The sequence below is a fragment of the uncultured Marivirga sp. genome, assembly GCF_963974845.1.
GTDB classification, from domain to species: domain Bacteria; phylum Bacteroidota; class Bacteroidia; order Cytophagales; family Cyclobacteriaceae; genus Marivirga; species Marivirga harenae.
This window is the reverse complement of sequence record NZ_CAXBEQ010000004.1, coordinates 118,425-140,465: the sequence shown is the minus strand read 5'-3', so window position 1 is coordinate 140,465 and position 22,041 is coordinate 118,425. Positions and strand designations below refer to the sequence as shown.

Annotated in this window: 22 protein-coding genes and 1 pseudogene; 4 read left to right on the top strand and 19 right to left on the bottom strand. The window is 35.5% G+C overall.

Annotation, left to right across the window (positions count from 1 at the left end; all coding sequences use genetic code 11):
- Positions 1-60: 60 nt before the first annotated feature.
- The 3 genes from AAC601_RS10530 to AAC601_RS10520 all read right to left on the bottom strand — a co-directional run bounded on the left by AAC601_RS10530 (position 61) and on the right by AAC601_RS10520 (position 2,762).
- On the bottom strand, positions 61-1,317 hold the full coding sequence (locus tag AAC601_RS10530; protein ID WP_340153222.1) for a hypothetical protein: 1,257 nt from the start codon (positions 1,315-1,317) through the stop codon (positions 61-63).
- Positions 1,318-1,387: 70 nt separating this feature from the next.
- Positions 1,388-2,161 (bottom strand): hypothetical protein, encoded by a 774-nt coding sequence (locus AAC601_RS10525; protein ID WP_340153221.1) that lies wholly within the window; start codon positions 2,159-2,161, stop codon positions 1,388-1,390.
- Complete coding sequence (locus tag AAC601_RS10520) at positions 2,151-2,762, bottom strand: RNA polymerase sigma factor (protein ID WP_340153382.1); 612 nt, start codon at positions 2,760-2,762, stop codon at positions 2,151-2,153. The genes AAC601_RS10525 and AAC601_RS10520 overlap by 11 nt, the downstream gene beginning before the upstream one ends.
- A 211-nt stretch (positions 2,763-2,973) precedes the next feature.
- Between AAC601_RS10520 and AAC601_RS10515 the strand changes: the two genes are divergently transcribed.
- Positions 2,974-4,929, top strand: coding sequence for a fructose-1,6-bisphosphatase (locus AAC601_RS10515; RefSeq protein WP_340153220.1), 1,956 nt, complete (start codon positions 2,974-2,976; stop codon positions 4,927-4,929).
- A 147-nt stretch (positions 4,930-5,076) separates the two neighbouring features.
- Positions 5,077-5,361, top strand: coding sequence for a hypothetical protein (locus AAC601_RS10510; protein WP_303270030.1), 285 nt, complete (start codon positions 5,077-5,079; stop codon positions 5,359-5,361).
- Positions 5,362-5,367: 6 nt separating this feature from the next.
- Here AAC601_RS10510 and AAC601_RS10505 read toward each other — a convergent pair whose 3' ends face one another.
- The 16 genes and pseudogenes from AAC601_RS10505 to AAC601_RS10430 form a co-directional block, all read right to left on the bottom strand.
- Positions 5,368-6,705, bottom strand: coding sequence for an MBL fold metallo-hydrolase (locus AAC601_RS10505; protein WP_340153219.1), 1,338 nt, complete (start codon positions 6,703-6,705; stop codon positions 5,368-5,370).
- Positions 6,706-6,909: 204 nt separating this feature from the next.
- Positions 6,910-7,725 carry a sulfite exporter TauE/SafE family protein gene (locus AAC601_RS10500; protein WP_340153218.1) on the bottom strand — a complete coding sequence of 272 codons (816 nt, stop codon included), beginning with the start codon at positions 7,723-7,725 and terminating at the stop codon, positions 6,910-6,912.
- Positions 7,726-7,862: 137 nt separating this feature from the next.
- The gene (locus tag AAC601_RS10495) at positions 7,863-8,816 is read right to left on the bottom strand and encodes a TlpA disulfide reductase family protein (protein ID WP_340153217.1); all 954 of its coding nucleotides are present in this window, start codon (positions 8,814-8,816) and stop codon (positions 7,863-7,865) included.
- Between the two features lie 77 nt (positions 8,817-8,893).
- A complete protein-coding gene (yjjX, locus tag AAC601_RS10490) occupies positions 8,894-9,421 on the bottom strand; it encodes an inosine/xanthosine triphosphatase (protein WP_303270034.1) in 528 nt (175 codons plus the stop codon).
- 198 nt (positions 9,422-9,619) lie between these two features.
- Entirely contained in the window at positions 9,620-10,114 is a 495-nt protein-coding gene (locus AAC601_RS10485) for a hypothetical protein (RefSeq protein ID WP_340153216.1), read from the bottom strand.
- A 183-nt stretch (positions 10,115-10,297) separates the two neighbouring features.
- Positions 10,298-12,438 (bottom strand): annotated as a pseudogene (gene katG, locus AAC601_RS10480) (catalase/peroxidase HPI).
- A gap of 423 nt (positions 12,439-12,861) precedes the next feature.
- Entirely contained in the window at positions 12,862-13,899 is a 1,038-nt protein-coding gene (cydB, locus tag AAC601_RS10475) for a cytochrome d ubiquinol oxidase subunit II (RefSeq protein WP_340153215.1), read from the bottom strand.
- 48 nt (positions 13,900-13,947) lie between these two features.
- Positions 13,948-15,321 (bottom strand): cytochrome ubiquinol oxidase subunit I, encoded by a 1,374-nt coding sequence (locus AAC601_RS10470; RefSeq protein ID WP_303270039.1) that lies wholly within the window; start codon positions 15,319-15,321, stop codon positions 13,948-13,950.
- A gap of 19 nt (positions 15,322-15,340) precedes the next feature.
- Positions 15,341-15,934: a class I SAM-dependent methyltransferase gene (locus AAC601_RS10465; RefSeq protein WP_303270040.1), complete on the bottom strand. Its 594-nt coding sequence runs from the start codon at positions 15,932-15,934 to the stop codon at positions 15,341-15,343.
- A 51-nt stretch (positions 15,935-15,985) separates the two neighbouring features.
- A complete protein-coding gene (locus AAC601_RS10460) occupies positions 15,986-16,192 on the bottom strand; it encodes a hypothetical protein (protein WP_303270041.1) in 207 nt (68 codons plus the stop codon).
- Entirely contained in the window at positions 16,189-16,503 is a 315-nt protein-coding gene (locus tag AAC601_RS10455; RefSeq protein ID WP_303270042.1) for a rhodanese-like domain-containing protein, read from the bottom strand. Before AAC601_RS10455 ends, AAC601_RS10460 begins: the two co-directional genes overlap by 4 nt.
- Positions 16,500-16,763: a rhodanese-like domain-containing protein gene (locus AAC601_RS10450; RefSeq protein WP_303270043.1), complete on the bottom strand. Its 264-nt coding sequence runs from the start codon at positions 16,761-16,763 to the stop codon at positions 16,500-16,502. Before AAC601_RS10450 ends, AAC601_RS10455 begins: the two co-directional genes overlap by 4 nt.
- Before the next feature lie 390 nt (positions 16,764-17,153).
- The gene (locus AAC601_RS10445) at positions 17,154-17,798 is read right to left on the bottom strand and encodes an FMN-binding negative transcriptional regulator (protein WP_303270044.1); all 645 of its coding nucleotides are present in this window, start codon (positions 17,796-17,798) and stop codon (positions 17,154-17,156) included.
- 14 nt (positions 17,799-17,812) lie between these two features.
- Positions 17,813-18,289: a GNAT family N-acetyltransferase gene (locus AAC601_RS10440; RefSeq protein WP_340153214.1), complete on the bottom strand. Its 477-nt coding sequence runs from the start codon at positions 18,287-18,289 to the stop codon at positions 17,813-17,815.
- Positions 18,290-18,422: 133 nt separating this feature from the next.
- Entirely contained in the window at positions 18,423-18,629 is a 207-nt protein-coding gene (locus tag AAC601_RS10435; RefSeq protein WP_303270046.1) for a helix-turn-helix transcriptional regulator, read from the bottom strand.
- Between the two features lie 3 nt (positions 18,630-18,632).
- On the bottom strand, positions 18,633-19,172 hold the full coding sequence (locus AAC601_RS10430; protein ID WP_340153213.1) for a DUF2975 domain-containing protein: 540 nt from the start codon (positions 19,170-19,172) through the stop codon (positions 18,633-18,635).
- Between the two features lie 228 nt (positions 19,173-19,400).
- Here AAC601_RS10430 and AAC601_RS10425 point away from each other — a divergent pair, with 228 nt between their 5' ends.
- Both AAC601_RS10425 and AAC601_RS10420 read left to right on the top strand, forming a co-directional pair.
- Complete coding sequence (locus AAC601_RS10425) at positions 19,401-19,883, top strand: DUF4293 domain-containing protein (RefSeq protein WP_303270048.1); 483 nt, start codon at positions 19,401-19,403, stop codon at positions 19,881-19,883.
- Between the two features lie 182 nt (positions 19,884-20,065).
- Positions 20,066-22,039, top strand: coding sequence for a hypothetical protein (locus AAC601_RS10420; RefSeq protein ID WP_340153212.1), 1,974 nt, complete (start codon positions 20,066-20,068; stop codon positions 22,037-22,039).
- Positions 22,040-22,041 lie beyond the last annotated feature (2 nt).

The following is a 22,041-nucleotide window of genomic DNA, read 5'->3' as shown; positions in this document are numbered from 1 at the left end:
TAAAAAAAACCATCTTCAATTTTGTTTGAAGATGGTTTCACTTGTGGTTTATAGGAGGGCTTACTGCATATCGCCCTTCGATAGTTTGATTTCTTTTTTTGCTTGATTCTCATTGATCTTTCCAGATTTTAGATCTTTTAATGTTGTAGATTTTAATTGCAGTTCAAGGGTTTCTGGAATTCCGCAGCCTTCACATTTGGTAACGCTGACTTTAAAAATTAACTGCTCGCCTTCTGGCAGACTATTGACGTTTTGTGCATACTCAACAATGTTGTTTCTAAGATCCTCTTCAAATTTCGGGTATAGATCTTTGATCAGCTCATCTCTTTCCTCTTGTGAAAGATTTTTCTGTTCTTGAGTGGGTACATTCCAACCATCTGAACCAGATTTAGTAGAAGAAACCATATCCATATAAAAAATCACGCCTAAGCCTTCGATTTGTTCTGCAGGCATTCCACCGTTGATATAGTAAGTCTCTGACAAATCGCGAGCATATAGTCTTTTGATGATAGTTTGGAATAAAGTCAAATCTTTAGCCAAAGGTTTTTCTTCCTTCACTGTGTTTACAATAATTCGGCTTTTAGCTTCCTTCCTGTCAATTTTTCCAGCCTGAAAAGCTCTAATGTCTTTTACGTTGGCCTCTACAGAAAGTCTGTTCGATTTCAATTTTTCTACTCGTCCTGCATCTCTGTAAAATCTTACATCATGTCCTTTTTCCATCACCAAAATTTTGTCAGAATCTTTTAATTGACTGATAAGATGACCGTAATCTAACAGAAAATCAACAATATTTTCTCTGTTTTCCACTGCCTTTTCTTCTCTCATGCTATCCATTTGGTGGATTTTGACTTGAGCTCTTTCCATAGCAACAGCTGCTCTTTTTTCCAATTCCGCTTGTCTTACTGCCAATTCCTTTCTTCTTTCGGCTCTTTCTTTTTCAAGTTCTGCCCGAACCTCAGCCTCCATTTCTTCTTCATCTTCCATATCAATTTGTATGTCTTCTATTACTTCAAAACTTTTAGCAATAGCATTGGAGATATCAGGCATTGGAGGCATTGGCGGCATATCAGATGTAAAACCGAAACCGAAAACATTGCTTTTTGGTAAAGATAAAATCACACCATATCCTTCGATGTATTGGGTTTGCTTATCTCGGCTATCATTGCTCCAATGGATAGATCTATTTTCATTAACCAAACTGTTTAAAACGGTTTGGGCTACTTTTAAGTCTTTGTCCATTGTTTGGCTGTCAATTTCTTGCGCCAAAGTTGTGGCTACAAAAAGGCATAATGCTACTATTAAACTATATTTTTTCATCTTTCTAGTATTTAATGTTTTAAAATCTTTCTTTGCTTGAGCGAGCTTTCAAGCTCGTGCTTTATTTTTCTCAATAAGCCTGTTCTTCTTGTTGATTACTAGCTAGACTATTGATCATCTGGCCGGTCTCTATTTTGAATAAATCTTTGTCTGATTCCATCAACTCCATTTTTGCAAATAGGTAGTCCATGTCTTCTTTTCTTTGCTCTTCTATGTAGTCAGCAAAATTTGTAAGTAATTCTTGAGTGTAAAGCTGTTGTTGTTCAGTACCTTCCTTCCAATAGGTTTGCATCATTTGCATATTACTTTCTTGTAATCCAGTGAGGTAATTATTGATTAGCTTTTTATTTTGTTGGCTTTGCAGAGATAAATACTTCTCTAACTCCTGTTTATCTTCTTTTCGTTCTGCATCCAATTTATCTTCATAGTTGGCCAAAGCAACATTTACCATTTGTTGGATTTCTGTTTTATCAAGTTGTGGATTGGATTGATTTTCATGTGTAAATGCAATTTGAAATCCACTGGTTTGCTTACTTATTTGCAGACCTGTGAATTTTCCTGCAATCATTAATAGTAGCAGGGAAGCTGCAATGGATAAAAACCATTTAAGAGCAGTTTGACCATGCTGTTTTTCAGTGCTTTTTTGTACATTAAAAAATGGAGGTGCACTTACTTTTTCATCTTCCCAGTTTCCCAATACATTTTTACCACTCTGAAAAGCTTTTAATTCTTCTTTTAGCTCATGGTTCTGAGCCAACTCCTTTTCAAATGCTTCCTTTTCTATTGAACTCATCTCATCATAGAGATAGTCCATCATTTTCGCTTTCCAATCTTCAGTTTTCATATCTTAAACTTTTTTCTGTAATGTTTTCTTTTGCTAATAATTTCCTCATATGGGAAAATGCATAGTACAATCTTGATTTAACTGTGTTTTCAGAAGTATTCAATGCCTCCGCTATTTCCCTAAATTTCAAGCCTTCATATTCTTTCATAATCAATACTTCCCTTTGATCTTTGCTAAGTTGCTGAAGACATTTCGTCAAAATATCTCCCAGCTCTCCTTGCAAATAGCTTTGCTCAGGATTGCTTTCTCGTGGTTTTGAAACTTCCCATGCTGGGCTACTATCTTCCTCTTGTTTGGGCAACAACTGATCAAAACTTAGCCATCGGTGTCTTTTTCCTTTTCTACTTTCTTGCCTACAAATATTCGTGACAATAGTGTAAATCCAGGGTTTGAACTTATCGCATTCTTTTAATTGCCCAATCTTATGATGCATGGCAATGAAAGTCTGCTGTGTTGCTTCTGAGGCTAAATCAGCATCGCCAAAATATTTGAAAGCATAATTATAAATACGCGGATACCACTCCCTTACCAATTCACTCTGGGCGTAAGTGTCTCCTGTTTGAGCTTGTGATATTAAATCTTCGTTTTGCACCGCGTACATCTTGTTCAATTCAATTTATGACTTATTTGAATCTATGATGAAGGGTAAGAAGAAAAAGTTTTAACTCGGTTAAATTATTTTTAAAGTATAGAGCATTTTCCATCCATTAGTTCAACCAATAAGGCAATCGGTTTAGAAAAACAGTTTGAATAAAATGATTGGTTAGTTATGATAGAAACCGTATCTTCAAGTAAGTAAGTAGCCGTAACTAATGCCATTGGACAAAAAATACCTCAAACTCCTTTCTGAAAAGTACCCAAATAAATTATCGGTTTCTACAAAAATAGTTTCATTAAGTTCAATCTTGAATTTAACCAAAGGGGCTGAGATATTCATTAGTGATGTTCATGGTGAACATGAAGCGTTTCAACATCTAATGCGCAATGGATCAGGCGTTATTAAACAGAAAATTGAGGAGCTTTTTACCTGTGAACTTTCAGCAAATGATTTGGCGCAATTGGCGACACTCATCTACTATCCTAAGGAAAAGCTAGAGTTAATCAAGGAAAATTCCGAAAATCTAAAAGCGTTTTATCTCAAAACAATTGTCAGATTAATCCAATTAACAAGAGATTTTGCTTCTATCTATGCAAGCAAAAAACTGAAGAGCTTATTACCAGAGGGCTTTAATGAAATTATTACTGAATTAGTGGCAGAACGAGATTTGGGTGATGAGAATGATTATTATGAGCATCTTATCAATAGTATTATCGAAATTGATCAAGCTGATGAATTAATTATCCAATTGTCATTTTTCATTCAAAAATTAGCCATACATAAAGTCCATATTATTGGTGATGTTTATGACAGAGGCCCAGGTGCAGAAATAATTATGGATGAGCTAATGAATCATTATTCGGTTGATTTTCAGTGGGGCAATCATGATATTGTGTGGATGGGTGCAGCATGTGGTTCAGAAGCCTGCATAGCCAATGTCCTTCGATTATCTTTAAGGTATGCCAATACCAACACTCTGGAGCGAGGCTATGGAATCAACCTATTGCCTTTGGCATCCTTTGCGCTAGAGTACTATAAAAATGATAAAGGTATTATTTTCAATCCAAAAGCAGCTCCTGATGAAATCCACAGCAGCTCAGAAGAATGGTTAAATCGGCTGATGCACAAGGCCATATCTATTATTCAATTCAAGTTGGAGCATCAGCTCGTAAAACGCAGACCTGAATTCGGTATGAATGACAGACTATTTATGTCTGAAATAGATTTAAGAAATGGGAAAGTAAAAATAGAAGGAAAATCTTATCCCTTAAAAGATCGGTATTTTCCAACTCTAGAAAATGGTAACCTTACCAAATTGCATCCTGAGGAAAGATTTTTAATGGATCAATTAGTAGAATCATTTCAAAAGAGCACTAAACTTCAAGCCCATGCTAAGTTTCTTTTTGAGAAAGGCAGCATGTATAAAGTTACCAATAAGAACTTATTGTATCATGGCTGTATTCCCTTGAATTCAAATGGTCTCTTAAAAGCAGTTCGAATCGACCACAGATCTTATAAGGGTAAAGCATTAATGGATTATTTTGATAAGCAAGTTCAATTAGCTTTTGCAGCCCGAAACGAATCCGAAGAAGAACTTAAAGGCGTAGATATTCTTTGGTACTTATGGGCTGGTCCAGACTCCCCAATTTTTGGGAAACATAAAATGGCAACATTTGAACGTTATTTCATAGAAGACAAAAGTATTCAGATCGAAAATAAGAACTACTATTACAACTACCGTGATAATGCGGAGACTTGTAAAATGATTTTGGAAGATTTTGGCCTCGGGTCTGAAGCTGTGATTCTAAATGGTCACGTTCCGGTTTCTGTAAAAGAAGGAGAAAGTCCTATAAAGGGAGCGGGAAGGCTAGTCGTTATTGACGGTGGATTTTCAAAGGCCTATCAAGATCAAACAGGAATAGCGGGATTTACTTTGATGCATAATTGCTACGGTAGACAGTTAATTGCACACGAAACTTTTGAAAGCCAGAAGATCGCAATAGCCGATGAAAAAGATATTGCTTATAGCGAAGTTTTTCTTGATCAATCAGAAAGCAAACAACGGATCAGAGACGTAGATGATGGGAAAAATATAAAAGAACGAATCGCTGATTTGAAGGAATTATTACTTGCATACAGGACTGGAGAACTAAAAGAGAAGACTATTTAAAGACTATCTTTTGGGATAAAATATACTCACAAACTACATATCATCAATATTTTATATGACCAATATTTAAAATTTCAATAAATAATTAGATAAATACATACGATCAAGGCCAAGTCGTTTCCGTTTGAAAGATTAAAACGATTGGAGATGGAAAATCAAATTTTAAAAAAAGAAGATTTGGCTAATGTTCATTTTACAGTTAATGAAGCATTCAGCGATGTCACCAAGAAAAAACATTTAATGTCAGATTTAATTAGGGCCCAGTCTTTAGGAAACCTTGAAAAAACTAAAGTTAAAATCACTTTTCATTTACAAGACGGAGGAAAAGGAGAAGTTGAAACCACTGTTTGGGGAGTTGGTGAACACCACCTTATGCTGAAGGGTGGTATTCACATCCCAATTAGAGCAATAGAAAGTGTTAATACGATTTAAAAATCTTCATTTAAACTCATTAACCTCATCGCTTAAATCGTACACTTTAGCCGTGGGTAATTTACTTTTAATAATGCTAAAACCAGCTGCTGAACGGTACCCACCCGCACAGTGCACAATAACGGGTTTCTGAGTATCAATTTCATTTACTCTTTCTCGTAATTCTGGTAGTGGGATATTAAGAGCTGAATCAAAAAACTTTCCATCAGCAACTTCCGATTTATTTCTGATATCAATTATGGTGTAAGCATCTGGGTTATTTTTGAAATCCTCAAGATTTACTGATGCATCTGTTACTATTTCCCCTTTTGGATTAATTACTCCTGCTACGAGATTAGACTCATACCCTATTTTAGCAGCTCTATAAATTGCAAACTCCAATTCATTTTCGTTTTCTGCTATAAAATAATACTCCTCCTCTGGACCAACAATCGAACCCAACCATGTTTCAAATTTATCAGCCTCCTGATTCTGAATATTAATGGCACCTTTTAAATGACCTTTCTTAAAAGCCTCTTTGGCTCTTGAATCTATAATAATTGATCCCTTTGGAATCTCTATTGCCTCTTTTCTACTGGCATTCTTAACGGACGTTTCAAGTTCCGCTGCTCCTTTTCGGTTAACTTCAACACTATTCGGAAAATATTTTGGAATAAAGGATTGTCCTTCTAAAAAAGCATCAACAAACTTATCTTTATCCTCTATCTGGAAAGCCCAATTATTAGCCTTTTCATTAGCTATAGTACTGCTCAACTCACTACTCATGTTTTTACCACAAAGTGATCCCGCCCCGTGAGCAGGATATACAATTGTTTCATCTGATAATTCTGAGAAGACATTGTTTATTGTATCGTACATCATGCCCGCCAAATCTTTCCTGCTTACCTGAATATTCCCAGCTCCTTCTCTCAGGTCGGGACGGCCTACATCACCCACAAATAAGGAATCACCTGTGAACACAGCCTTTTGCTTTCCATTTTCATCTAGCAATAAATATGAATTATGATCAGGTGAATGTCCAGGTGTAAATAGTGCTTTAAAGGTAACATTACCAATTTTCACATGATTTCCGTGACCCATATGTTTGAAGTCATAATTCACGCCCACTTTTTCATTTATAAATATATCTGCTCCGAACTTTTTCTGCAGCTCTAAATGGCTACTGATAAAATCAGCATGCGGATGGGTTTCAAACACCGCTACAATCTTTGCATCATGTTGATCGGCAAAATCTAAATAAGGCTTTATATCTCTCGATGGATCAATTAATGCCACCTTACCTTCACTTTCAATTGCAAATGAACCCTGAGCTAAAGCCTCGTCATAAAAATGTTTAATATTCATAATCACTCTTTTTCTTTAATATTTCGAACGGAAATAAGCTGACAGGGATAGTAACTTTGGTTACAAACAAAATAGCTTGCTTTTAAATTAACAAGTATCTATTTGAAAGGATTTCAGTTAGAGAAATATATTAATGTAAAATAAAAAGAATTCAAAATATAGCCTAGAATAAGCAACCCTAGCATGCTATGGATTTTTGTTCACCTACAAAAACAATTCTTTCACGATCATGAAAGATCCCATTATTAAGACAAACCATCCAAAACCTTTTTTCAGCTTCTGTCCATCAACTAGGTTAGATAAGTATGAACCAATATAAATACCCGAGCCAGCAATCGCAGTGAAAATCCCTAAAAATATCCAGTTAATATCACTGCCTGATTGAATATCTCCTATAAACCCAATTAGTGATTTTGCGGCTATAATTAAGAGGGAAGTACCAACAGCTTGCTTCATTGGCAATTTTGCTAACACAACTAAAGCAGGAATAATTAAGAAACCTCCTCCAGCTCCAACTAAGCCAGTTAAAGCCCCTACTACTAATCCTTCGATAATTATTAGTGGATAATTATATTTTTTTGGTGCATCTACATCCTTCAACTCTTTTTTTAATGCTTTTTTGTCTTTGATCATTGAGTAGGAAGCAGCGATCATCAACAAGGCAAAAAGTACCATTATCCCAATTGATTTGGTGAATTCAAAACCATTGATTGAAAAGAAGGTATCAGGCAATGCAGGTACCAATAACAAGCGAGTAAGATATACCGAAATAAAAGCGGGAATCGTGAAAACGATCCCTGTTTTGTAATCAACTAATCCTTTTCTAGCATAATTTACTCCACCTAAAAGTGAGCTAAAACCTACAATAAAAAGTGAATAAGCCGTAGCCGTGACAGGATTAACTCCTAATAAATATACTAAGACTGGAACCGTCAGGATTGATCCTCCTCCACCAATCAGTCCTAAAGAAATGCCGATAATTGCTGCACTTAAAAATCCTATTATCTCTATCAATGTCATAATATAAATTAAATTTTTGACAAAAGTAGAGGCTGATGCATCCTAAAGGCGTAACAAATGTTACCGCAAAAATTGAAATGTCTGATAAAAGTTCTGTTTTTCGAAATTTTGTAATAAGGTATTAGTAAACATACAATTTACATTTTTTTCAAATATTTTTTTAGCTTCAGCGAAAATACTTTCTCGCTAGAAAAACTCCATCTTTCAACAACCTTACCGTCTGGATCCACTAGAATATAGGTAGGAAAAGAATCGATCTTATATTGGTGAAGAAGCTTCTCTTTCCCTGTTTCTACTTCCCACAATACTGGCCACGTAATATCTAGTTTTCTTTCACTAGCCATTGCAAGCCATCTCTCAGTACGATTATCTTCATTTAGAGTCAAAAACTGAATGTTTTGATATTCATTCAGACTTTTTATCATATATGGAAAAGCAGTCCAGCAAGGTCTGCACCAAGTAGCTGCAACATCTATCAACAAATACTTCCCTCTGAAATCTGCAGAATTAAAAGCCTTACCGTCTTTATCAAAACCGACAAAATCTATAAACTGACTATTTTTCTCTAGCTTTTCTTTATCCATAACTTCAATATACGCATTGAATCTGGGCGTTAAATCCCGACTATCTGAAGCAATTAGTTCATGTATTTCTTGAAATTCATTGGCACTAAAATCTAGAAATTTGTATTTACTTTCAATATAGTTTAAAGCAACAGCCGATTGATTATTTTCATGAAACACTGACTTAAAATCACTGAATTTTGAGGCTTCGTCTAAACTTTTATATATTATATGACTAGTCGAGCCATCAACTAATAGTTCGTCTTTCATTAAGCTCTGCTGGAAATTCAGTTTTACTTCCCCCTCTTCGTACCAAAACATATATGTTTTACCTTTGGGAGAGACTAAGAAACCATATTCAGGCCCTTCTACTGTAATTGATAATTCATGTGATTCTTTTTCAGGATTAAATCCATAATCTTGATCTTGAACATTTAAATAAAATCCCTGTGGGATTGCTTTATTGCTTGTCAGAATAATTGTTGAGGGTTTTTGCGCAAGAATAGTGGTAATGGCTATTACATTCACAATTAAGGTTAAAAAAAGGCTTCATAGTTTTTTTTATCGGAAAATATTAACGCAAATGGAAAAATACAAGAAACTAATCATTTAATTTTATTAGCAAACGGAATTAAAGCCATCACCATAGCATGCTCATAATATGTTTTTCTATCGATTTCTCCATTGGTCAATATTCCCACAGCCCCCTCTTTTTGTTTCGAATTTGATCGACCGAAATAGAGATCATCTGCATCTCCTAGTTCTACTCCTTCCCTTACCATTTTAGCTATGGGTTCGGGCAGATAAAATACAGCGGTTTGTGCTTGACTTGCAGCATTTTTTGAAAGGACAACAATCCAAGCAAAAGCTTGCATTCCGAATTCGTCATCATGAATACCACCTTCTATTCCTATCCAAAAATCTGCATTGGGTATTTCGCGCTGAGCATTCAAAGCTCTTTTTTCTGCTCCAGCAAGCGTTTCTTGCTGGGACATGGGCTGATCTCGCACTTCTGATGAAACAGAAACACCTTCGCATCTAATCTCCCGTTCAGGAAACATTTTTTTAAAAGCTGCTTTGGTTGCTTCTATTTTAACTGGATTTTTAGAGGCTACAATTGATTTAAATAACATTATTTATACTTTTAATACGTGATTTACATCTCTTTACATAAGAGTACAGCAGACAAATTTACGGCAATAAGGTGCAAAATCTTTATATTGAAAAAGCAAGTACTAACCCTAGGACTTAGTTCTTATGTCAATTCAATTATGATGGAAGATGTGAGAACAGATTTATTTTATATTCAATTGACTGTTGTCTATTAAAAATCAGTTCAATAAAATTTGAATTCTATCATATGTTAGATTCAGAAAATCATGAAGCTCCTCTGGCACATTACTTTTTCTAGTATCAATTAACCAATTTGATTGAAATTCTTTAGTACTATATTCAATTATAAACCCTCCCCAATCACTGCAATCTGGACAGCCGATATATTGATCTTCAATCTCCAAAAGCTCAGAAGGAATTTCATCAGTAATGTCTGAAACCAATGACAGTTTTTCATTACCTATAAATTCAAACTCTCCCGAATACAAGCTATCTCTTGGGTATGTGTTATCAGATTTAAACAAACTGTCATTTTGGATTTTAAAAATTTCTATACAATCCTGTGGAAAACAATTTCCAAAAAACATTCCAAATATTATATATTCAGGATAAACGGATTTCTCTTCTATCTCTGGTTTTATTTTCTCTCCTTCTATGCAGCTTGTGAAAACCAATGATAGCAAAAGTAAAAAGGCATATTGAAGTATCTTCATTAGCAAAAATTATGAGCATTTAAAACAAGGTCCAATATAATATATTTCAATAGTGCAAACCAAATTTGATTTTAATCGACTAGTAAGAAAAGTAGCTAACTATTATGATAAAGTAAATTGATTAACAAAAAAAAGCCAGAATCAAAATGATCTGGCTTTTCAATCTGCAATTCATACCCTCACTTACTGATAGACTAAATCGAATCTATCCAACTTCATCACTTTATCCCAAGCGGCTACAAAATCATTTACAAACATTTCCTTCGAATCAGCTTGTGCGTAAACTTCCGCTAAAGCTCTTAATTCAGAATGAGAACCAAAAACCAGGTCTGCTCTAGTAGCTGTATATTTTTGTTCGCTTGAATTTCTATCTTTTCCAATGAACTGCTCTTTAGTATCATCGGTAGCTTCCCACTCCGTACTCATATCTAATAGATTTACGAAAAAATCGTTGGTCAATTGCTCATTTTTATCAGAAAAAACTCCATGTTTTGAGCTATTGTAATTCGCTCCTAAAGCTCTCATACCACCAAGTAAAACTGTCATTTCTGGTGGTGTTAAAGTCAATAATTGAGCCTTATCGATTAGCAATTCTTCTGTGGAAACAGAATATCGTGTTTTTAAATAATTTCTAAAACCATCTGCCATTGGCTCAAGCAAGTTCATAGACTCTATATCCACCTGCTCTTGTTTAGCATCCATCCGACCGGGTGTAAATGGTACATTAACAACATAGCCAGCATTTTGTGCTGCTTCTTCAATACCTGCTGCACCAGCCAATACAATCAAATCAGCCAACGAAACCTTCTTGGCTCCTGACTTTTTATGGAACTCCTCTTGAATCCCTTTTAAAGTGCTCAAGACCTTTTGCAATTGCTCCGGATTGTTCACTTCCCAATCTTTCATTGGTGCCAATTGAATATGCGCTCCATTTGCACCACCTCTCCTATCAGAATTCCTGTAGGTTGAAGCGGATGCCCAAGCTGTTGACACCATTTCACTGATAGTTAAATTAGAATTTAAAATTTGGGTCTTTAACTTAGCAATATCTTGATCATTGATTACTGGATGATCCACCTCAGGAATTGGATCTTGCCAAATAAAATTTTCCTGAGGGTATTCGGGACCTAAATATGTAGTATTTGGACCCATATCTCTGTGTGTTAATTTGAACCAAGCCCTTGCAAATGCATCATTGAAAAGTGCGGGGTTTTCCAAAAACTTTCGAGATATTTTAGCATAGGCAGGATCTTCTCTCAAAGATAAGTCAGTGGTAAACATAGTCGGTTTCAGCTTTTTCGTTGAGTCGAAAGCATCTGGAACCATCACTTTCGGATCTTTTGCTACCCACTGATGTGCTCCAGCTGGACTTTTAGTTAATTCCCATTCATTTTCAAATAGACTCATCAAATACCCATGACTCCATTTTGCTGGAGTATTAGTCCATGTCACCTCTAAACCAGAAGTTATTGCATCAGTTCCTTTTCCTGATTTGTAAGTGCTTTTCCAACCAAAACCCTGCTCTTCCATATCTGCGGCAGCTGGAGCAGCACCTACATTATCCGCTGGTCCGGCCCATGAGCTTTTCCTAGCGTATGTCCGCCCGCTATAAGAGCAACGGTTTCTTCATCATTCATTCCCATTCTGCCAAAAGTTTCACGGATGTCATGCGCTGCTGCTATTGGATCAGGATTCCCATTAGGACCCTCAGGGTTTACATATATCAATCCCATTTGAACTGCTGCCAAGGGATCTTCTAGTTCTCTGTCTCCAGAATAACGGTCTTCATCACTTAACCATTTCTGCTCAGAACCCCAATAAACATCTAACTCCGGTTCATAAACATCTTCTCGACCACCAGCAAACCCAATGGTTTTGAAACCCATATCTTCTAAGGCCACATTTCCTGTTAAAATCATCAAATCAGCCCAAGAGATTTTATTACCGTACTTTTGTTTTACAGGCCACATTAATCTTCTTGCTTTATCAAGATTTCCATTATCTGGCCAGCTATTTAAAGGTGCAAATCTCTGTTGACCTGATCTTGAACCTCCTCGACCATCGCCAGTTCTATAAGTACCAGCACTGTGCCAAGCCATGCGAATCATAAATGGCCCATAATGTCCATAATCTGCAGGCCACCAGTCTTTTGAGTCTTTTAGAGTTTTGGCGATATCTTCTTTTAGAGCATAGTAATCAAGACTAGCGAATGCTTCTTTATAGTCAAAATCCTCATTCATAGGAGTCGACATATTAGAATTCTGTCTTAATATACTTAAATCTAATCTGTTGGGCCACCAATCATTTAATTGACTGGCTTTCATTGCCGTTTCGCTCTTTTTCGTTGCACCGGAATATCCGTCTGCCTCAGCAGTAGTGTCTTCACCATTCTGACATGCTGTAAACATGAATCCTATGATGAATAATGGGAGTATTGGAATTAGTTTTTTCATATATAAGTGATTAAAAAATTAAACTTAAAGCAATATTAAACTAATAATTTGATGTGCATACAATAAATTACAATGATTATATAAATATCAATATAGATAAAATCAATTGTTACTAATAAATTAGTCTTAAATAATGGACTGTTGTACTATGTAATTAGAAATACTGAAAATGAGAGCTCTCAAATGAAGATTATTAAAACAGATAATAAGTTTGAACCCGTCATTTCAACACTATAAAGAACTTCTTAATTAAAACGCATTTTTAATCTCTTTGGTGCTTGTTAAAGGCCATGATTAATAACTATTCTCATCAATTTTTACCTTACCCCTAAAGGTCCAGAAAACAAAGCCCGTATAAATACCGACAAGAGGTACCGCTATAAATGCTATATTCAACATATAGCCCAATGACTTTTCCGAAGCTGAAGCATTATAGAGTGTTAAACTGTAACTAGGGTCTATGGTCGAATGCAACATATTAGGGAATAAACCCACAGCTCCTATTACTAAAAGCGCAGATATAACTCCTGTTGATGAGATAAATGCGAGGCCATAGTTCTGCTTACTTACTTGCCTTGGAATATTTGCCATCAAAAGCACCAAAACTACTGGGAGAAAAAACAACCATTCCTGTGCTTTGATATGCTCTGTAAGGTGAGGGACATATAACAAAGTATAAAAACTTAATAAAAGTGCTGATAGAATAAAAAAGACTGTGATATTCTTGATGATTGTGGTTAATTGCTGATACAGTAGTCCTTCAGTCTTCATTCCCAGATACAAAGCCCCATGCAACATAAAAAGCGCCAAGGCTGTAACTCCGGTCAACAAGGAAAATGGGTTTATAAAATTGAAATCTGTACTATGAGTAAATTCACCGGTTGCATCAATGGGTAAACCTTGTAGCACATTTCCTAAGACCATTCCTAAAGCAACAGCCATTATAATACTGGAAACAGAGAAGGCTATATCCCAAGTTTGACGCCACCAGTTCATTTCTTCTTTACCCCTAAATTCTATTGAAATGGCTCGAAAAATAATCATCACCAAAAACAATATTAAAGGAATGTACAAACCAGAAAAAAGTGTTGCATAAACCGGAGGAAAAGCAGCAAAAAGGACCCCTCCTGTTATGACAAGCCATACCTCATTTCCATCCCATACAGGACCAATAGCATTCAGTGCAATTTTCCGGTTTTCTTTTTTTCCAAGGAAAAGATGAATAGCTCCTACTCCCATATCAAAACCATCTAAAATAGCATAGCCAGTCACAACTGCTCCTAGAAGTAAAAACCACCAAATATTGTATTCTATACCTATAAAAGTTTCCATGATATATAGTTCGTTTTATATGGTTATGTTAACCTTCATTTAAAAATCCTAAGTAAAATCAGGCACAGAAGAAGACTGCTGTGGTCTCTGATCTTCCATTTTTTCATCATAGGGTCCATGTTGAATCTTCTTATTTAATAAATAGATAAACAATAGAAACAGCAACAGATAGACAAAGAAAAATAATATCAGTGAGAACCAAATTTGATTAGCTGTTACTGCCTGAGAGAGCGCATCGGATGTTTTTAGTAGTCCATAAACTACCCAAGGCTGACGCCCCATCTCTGCTGCAAACCAGCCTACCTGGTTGGCAATCTGAGGTAAGAATACTGCCCAAACAAATACCCACATCAACCATCGATACTCAAAAAGTTTTCCTCTCCACCAGAGAAATCCTGCAAATAGACTTAAGCCTATCAAGATCATCCCAATTGCAACCATGATATGGTAAAACTGAAATACAGCATTCACTTGAGTGGGAATTTCATCTTCTGGAAAAGCATCCAATCCCTTCACGGGTGTGGTTAAGTCTTGATGAATTAGAAAGGTTAAGCCTTTCGGGATTTTTAAGCCTACCACTTCTTTACTTTTGTGATCTACCCAACCAAAAAGATACAGATCAGCTACTTCATTTTCAGGATAATGTCCTTCGAAAGCCGCTAATTTTGCCGGTTGATTAACTGCCACCCCATCTGCTGACTGATGGCCAGTCAATAATTGCCCAATTGAAGAAACCATTGCTAAGACTAAGGCAATTTTGAAGGCTGGTTTCGCAATTTCTAAAAATTTCCCTTTCAGAATGTAATAAGCATTTACAGAAAGTACCAAAAATGCACCCGCTAAAAAGGCTCCAATAATAACATGAGAAAGCCTGTCAACCGAAGAAGGGTTAAACACCATTGCCCAGAAATCTGTGATCTCTGCTTTTTGGTTTAGACCCTCTCCTACAATCTTATACCCTGCAGGCGTTTGCTGCCAGCTGTTGGCTACAACTATCCATACTGCAGAGAACATAGATCCTAAAGCAACTCCTATAGTCGAAATAAAGTGAACAACTGGTTTTACTCTATTCCAACCAAACAGAAGAACTCCAAGAAATCCTGATTCTAATGCAAATGCAAATAAGCCTTCAGCAGCTAAAGCAGAACCAAAAATATCACCAACATAGCGGGAGTAAGTAGCCCAATTTGTACCAAATTCAAATTCCATTACGATCCCTGTAGCTACTCCAATTCCAAAAATAAGTGCAAATATCTTGACCCAGAAACGAGTCATTTTATGATAAATCTCATTTTTCGTTCTCAGATACATCCCTTCCATAATAACCAAAATCACCCCTAAACCTATACTTAAAGGCGGGTAGATATAATGGAAGGCAATTGTAAAAGCAAACTGGACGCGAGCTAGAATTTCGGTTTCCATAATTGATAGTATTAATTTATTACTTTTCGGCTATAAGTCTGATAACATCAGCTTTTCCCTGGTGAAAATTACCTTCTGACAAATTTATCTCTAAAACCTCTAGTTTTTCAATGTTCAAATCTTCGAAGTCTTTAGAAAGCATCTCTTCAGTATAAAGCATGTCAATATTTTTAGGTCCACCTGATGCATTTTCCATTTGCTTGGGATTAAAGGCTTCCAATATCAACTTCCCTCCTGGCTTCAACCATTTAACCGCTTTCTGATGAGCAATTTTTCTTAATTCGGCTGGGAAATGTGCATAAATCAAAGCTACCACATCAGCAGAATCTTCTTTAAAATCTTTTTCTCGCATGTCCGCTACCTCAAAAACAGGATACACCATTTCTTGTTTAGCAAGAGCTCTTGCTTTCTCTTTTGCTGAAGGACTAAAATCAAAAGCGTTGACTTCCCAGCCTTTTTTAGCTGCGTAAACTGCATTTCTTCCTTCCCCATCGCAGGGCAAAATGATTTTACCTATTGGTAAAACCGCTAAAACATCACGAAAAAATTCATTGGGCTCAGTGCCATAGATGAATTCCTCTTTCGCATATCGTTCATTCCAAAATTCTTTCATTCTTTAAATCTGAATTAAAAAAAGCCGGCTTTAACCGGCTTTATCATCTTTCTATTTATTTTGAACATCGCAACTTCCACTGGCACAACTTCCGCCTCCACAGCCTTGATTAAGCAAAGCTAAAAAAGTGAACAATACACCTACTGAGCCTGCGAATATTTCTGACTCCGTGATGCCCACAAAAACTAAATAGAGACCTATTGCTAAACGAAGCCAGCGCATAAAACCCCATGGAGTACGAATTATAGCTTTAATCATTCTATTTTTCGATTGAGGGAGGTCCAAGCACCACCGTTGTAGACTTTTTCGTACCCTTTTGATTTCAAAATATTCTTGGCAGTTCCACTTCGCATACCTGAAGCACAACAGGTGATAATTGTCTTATCTTTATTTTTCAATTTCGATAAATTTGAGCCAATACTATCAACCGGAATATTCATTGCATTTTTAATATGCCCTTGTTGAAATTCACCTTTGGTTCTCACATCTACTATGATCGCACCTTCGTCTACCAATGCTTTCATGTCAACTGCAGGCCCTAATCCGAATAATCTTCTTAAGAAACTCATAGGCTCATCGCATAATTTTCTGCTGCAAACCAAGACCCACCATTGTGACATTCAATTCCTTTTGATTGCAACATTTGTTGTGCCATTCCGCTTCTGTTTCCTGAAGCACAACACAGAATAATTTCACCCTCCATTTTTTCAATCTCTTGAACTCTGGATTCGACCTCATTTAAAGGGATATTCATTGCTCCCTCTGCATGTCCCATTGCGAACTCTCCCTCTGACCTCACGTCAATAATCGTTTTATTTGAATTACTCATTTCCTTCCTTACGTTTTGAATTAAAGTGCTAATTAACAGACTTTCTGAGTATAGAATAGTAACAGAAGTTACATTAACCCTTGACGTAAAACACAAAATAAATTTACAACCATAAAGTAAGTAGTTGCAGAGTTGAAGGCTGTTGGCTTGAAACCTGTTTTCATAATTCTTTTCCTATTTAAGTTTCGTTCTTTTTATAGTTTTTAACAAGGTCTGCTGTTTTACCGGTCCTCTCTTCTTTACATGATGCCATATTGTATTTTATTTCTATGTTTCAAAATCACCCCTTAGTTAAACTGTTCTTGTGTGCATATTTTTGCGTAAAATTAAAAAATAAATTGCAATGTGTATTTCACATTAATGTTAGCTGTAAGTTGGGCTGTGAGAATTTCACTCTGTATGCTTTGGGAACAATAATTCTGTACGTTTTTCCATTTCTGATGCAATCGTACGTCCATCTTCGTCCAGTTCTTTTAGCTTTCTAATAATATTATGGTAGCTATCAACATCGTTGTCTTGGCTTAATTTAAACACCGCATCAATTTCTTCCACTTCAATTTCAAAACCTGCTATTAATTGGAGGGTCCTACGTTTGAAATCTTCTGGTAAATTGTCATAAACTGTGGCCGAACGCTGGTTTTGACCTTCAAAATGAAGAGAGGTCATCTGAAGAATCTCTGCGAGTTCGTCCTCATTCACGAATCTTAAGACTCCCTTTACATGCACACTCATATAATTCCATGTTGATGCCGTGTTGGGATTCTGGTACCAAGTCGCGCTAACATAAGTGTGCCGGCCTGTAAAAACAGCAAGGACATTTTCATTATGTAAAAATGCCTTATGGTGATCAGTACCTTTCATTAAATGTCCTCTTAGTACTTCCTTTCCATTGCTATTTTCAAGAAATAGTGGCAGTTGAGTTGCAGTAGGTCGGCCATCTAAATCACAACCCGACAAAAATGCAAAAGGGTACGCACTAATAAAATCTTTAATTACTTTCTTGTCTTTTTCTCGATAGCGTGGAAGATTATACATTTTTTCTTTTCTGGTTACCTTTTTAGTTCATATACAAAGCATGGCACCTCATCAAATTCCCTTTCCTCAATGAATTCGAAACCAAGCTTTAGATAAAATTTATGTGCTCTGACATTAGATTTTAATGGATCGATAAGAATACCGGTAACAGTAGGGTCAGCAAAACATCTCTCAATGGCAAGCTTCATCATTTTTGTTCCGTAACCTTTGCCTAAGTCATTTTCCTCTCCAATCCAGATATCAATTGCTCTTTTATTCCTTGCTACTTCTCCCCAATAGCGAGTTTCTTCAAGAAACGGATCAATAATCTGAACAAAACCGATGGGCTGATGATCTTTCTCAGCTACCAGTTGTTCTCTCCAAACAGGATTGCGATTTAATTCAATTTCCCAATTCCAATCATCTTCAGGATCAGAATCAACAACATGTTGCTTTGCATCCCAATACTTGAGTAATTTTAGATCCTGTATACTAGCTAATCTTAATTTCATTTTAAAATAGATAGTTCCTCTCAAAAAATAAGATTACACCATTTAGAACTCTCCAATTATTAATACTTCTGGATGTCAGTTGAATCCTGTGTTGGCACCTTCGCAAGACAATGTAACTAAATGTTCTTTAATATTACTCATCCACATATTCTAAAATATCTCCAGGTTGGCAATCCAACACACGGCAAATGGTAGCCAAAGTGCTAAATCTAATAGCCTTAGCTTTGCCTGTTTTTAGAATTGATAGATTTGATAATGTCAAACCCACTTTTTCCGAAAGTTCATTAAGAGACATTTTTCTTTTGGCCATTTCAACATCTAAATTTATTATTATTGCCATATATTAAACCGTCAACTCATTTTCGTTTTGGATTTCTACTCCTTTCTTGAAAATTGTAGCAATAATATAAATTACAGCACCCATTAAAATAAAGGCTTGACTATCAGCCCAAAAATCATTTAAATTATCGATTGCCAATCCATAATGCATTAGATTTCTAGCAAGTTGCCTTCCAATGTGACTAATAAACCCAATCGAGAGCGTGTAATAACTAATTTTTAAAATTTGTCTGGAAACAAAAGAATTAAATGGCTTCGACAAATCCATTTTATGCATAAGCCTGATAACAACGTAAAAAAGGTGGGCTTTTAAAATGGCAATGACTAGAATGAAGCTATAGAGACCGAAAAAATTCCATTGACTACGCTCATACATTTCAACTATATTGAGCTTTTGATACAGATTTTCAACCATTTCAGGCTTATATAAGCTAAATACAAAATTCACTAATAATCCGCCCGCTTCAATGCAAAGGCCTATAAAAATGATATAAGCCACTACATGAAGGGCTTTGAATACGAAGTTATTTGAAATTGACATCATAATTATGAGTTAAACAGATGGATAAAGATATTAATAATTTATTGTTAAACAACAATTATATATTGCTTTTCAAATTATTTTTATTAATTAATATGTATTTATCACTGATTCACTACTTTTCCCCGTAGACAGCTGAATATTTTACTGCCTGTGGAATTTTATCTTCTCTTCCATTTATCCAAACTGATTTTTACTGTATATTTGCAAAATACAAAAAAGCACTTTTAGATGATTCAAAGAATTCAAACTATATTTTTATTGATTGTAGGCTTGGCTATGTTGATGTTTTTATTTGCTCCAATTTGGCAAAAAGTAGATTCCAGCTCTGGCGCTTCTTACACCTTGACCGCTTTTTATCTCGAAATGGTTAGTGCTCCTGAAGACGGAGTTAAAAATGAATTTATGCCTTATGTGGTGCCAGGTATTTTGGGTCTCCTCGCTGTTTGTATTGCCTTCATTGCTATTGGAGTGTATAAAAAGCGCATGAGGCAAATCATGCTTTCTTCCTTAAATTCTATTCTAATTGGTACTGCATTAGGGCTTTCTGCTTACTGGGCAACTCAAGCTGAAGGGGAATTTCTACCAGGTATACAAGGAAATTATAGTTATGGTCTGTTCTTACCAGCTATCGCCTTGGTTTTTAATTCGCTTGCAGTTCGTTTTATTAGAAAGGATGAAAGACTGGTACGATCAATGGACAGATTGAGATAGATTCAATTGTGTTGATTATTTAGGCCTCTGTATATTGGTTTATTTCAATACAGATTCGACCTTATTTTACACAACTATTAGTATTCTGTTTCTTGCACGCATTTATCAAGTCACAGATAACTTTAGCTGACAATAGCAATCAAACATATTTCATATCTTTGCCTTCTATATCTATTAGATTTATGATGAAAATCAACAATCCAATATTACTAAGCATTTCCATTTTCCTTATATCTGCCATTTGGTCAAATGTTGTGGGGCAAAACATTCAAGCCTACGACAGCACTTACAAGATTGACGGTAAAATCTATTTGGCAAGCTACGAATATTACGTAAATGATGGAGACACCATTTATGATGGAAAATTCGAACTTTCTCAACAATTTGAAAATCAGGAAGATATTTATGAATACTTAGCTGTTGCGGGTAGTTTCATTGAAAACCGAGCGGACGAAGACTGGAAATTAACTAAAGGCTCCTTTGAGACTACGGGCGATGGTTATTATAAAGACTACACCTACTCCTATGATGTCAATGGTCATGAATTTATGGCTATCGGCAAGTTTCTAGCTGGGAAGAAAACAGGTGTCTGGAAGCTTTACGATTGGGAAATCCGAGATTCTAAAATTATGGATACCACCTTAATTGCTAATATCAATTTTGAAGAGGATAAAGCAAAAGGGTTTTTCAGTTTACGTATTCAAAACGATATTTTAGAGGGGCAACTTGGAGAGAAAGAATTAACGCAGGATGTTTGGGCATTCTATAGAGTAATTGAAGGAGATAGGATTTTATTAAAAGAATGGGTGTTTGAAGGAAATACTTTATCGTTTATGCGACTATACCGTAGCGATTCAGTTCAGGAAATTACTATTGAATTCCCCTACAGCGCAGAACTATCTGAAGAAATTATCCCCTTAGATGATGAGTTTTTAGAGATTATCGAACTCAAAGCCAAAATTTTTAATGAGGAATTACTGGCAAAATATCAAAATGAAGATAAAATTAGTGAGCTGTATTTTACATTAACTGATAACTTTGATTTAGTCGATAAAACCTTCTCGCCTATAACCAAAACAGGAATCCACCCTAATATCATGACCAAATTAATGTCTTCTCCTTTAAATGAGAATGAGCAACAAAATTTGGAAAATATTCGAAAGAATAACGAGGACAATCAAACTAAAATAAATAAAATTTTAAGTAATCCACAGCTTAATATCTCAAGTATTTCATCAATTAAGCTTGCTCAGTTAAAAAATGTTCTCCAGAAAATTAACCAACATTTTATTTTACCCACTTCCGACATTATTACTTTATATGAAAATCAAAAACTAAGATTCTTCAATAGAGATCAACTAATAAACCACAAAATAAAACTAAATAGCAACTCTTCAATTAATAGTGTTTTCAAAAAAGATACGCTCTCTAACGATTATAAATTTATAAATGATTTAAGCTTTTTATCGAATGAAAAGAGAAGTAACTTATCTAAATTATCAAGTTTAGCAACGGTCTTAGAGAAGGAAATTGAGTATCTGGAAGAGAATATTCAAGAGTATCTAAGTGAAGTGCAGCAGGAAGAAAAATTAGTAGAATTAGAGGAAGCACTTTTGTCTAAATATGAGGAGACTAAATATTTAGCTGATTCACTAATAACAGGTGAGCATGATAATTTTGCTGGAATAGATGTGGCAGATGCCATTATTGATTTTGTTGATGCAGAACTTGCTGTTTATTCCAACTTGCCAACACCAGAAGAAAAAATCAAAGCTATAGAAGTATTGATCAATTGTTTTATCCAGACAGAAGACTTGATTTATACCATCCACAATGCTCCGGAAAGCATTTATAAGATTAATGATGCTTACACCAAAGAAGTCTTTAATCCTTATACTTTCACAAACATGGAGGAAAAAGCAAAGCCTCCAATTTATAAAGCATTTAATAGGATGTTACTGCCTGGAATTTTTCAAAACATGGAAAAACTAAATTGCAATAACATGAGCGCTTTTCAAGCAAATTTCAAGATACTGTATGAAGCAATGATTAAAGTATTAAATGAGGACAACACCAATAGGATGGAAAGGAAAGTGAAGCGTGCAAAAACTGCCGAAAAAGCAGCAGAAATCTTAAATATGGAATTAAGCTTTTAATG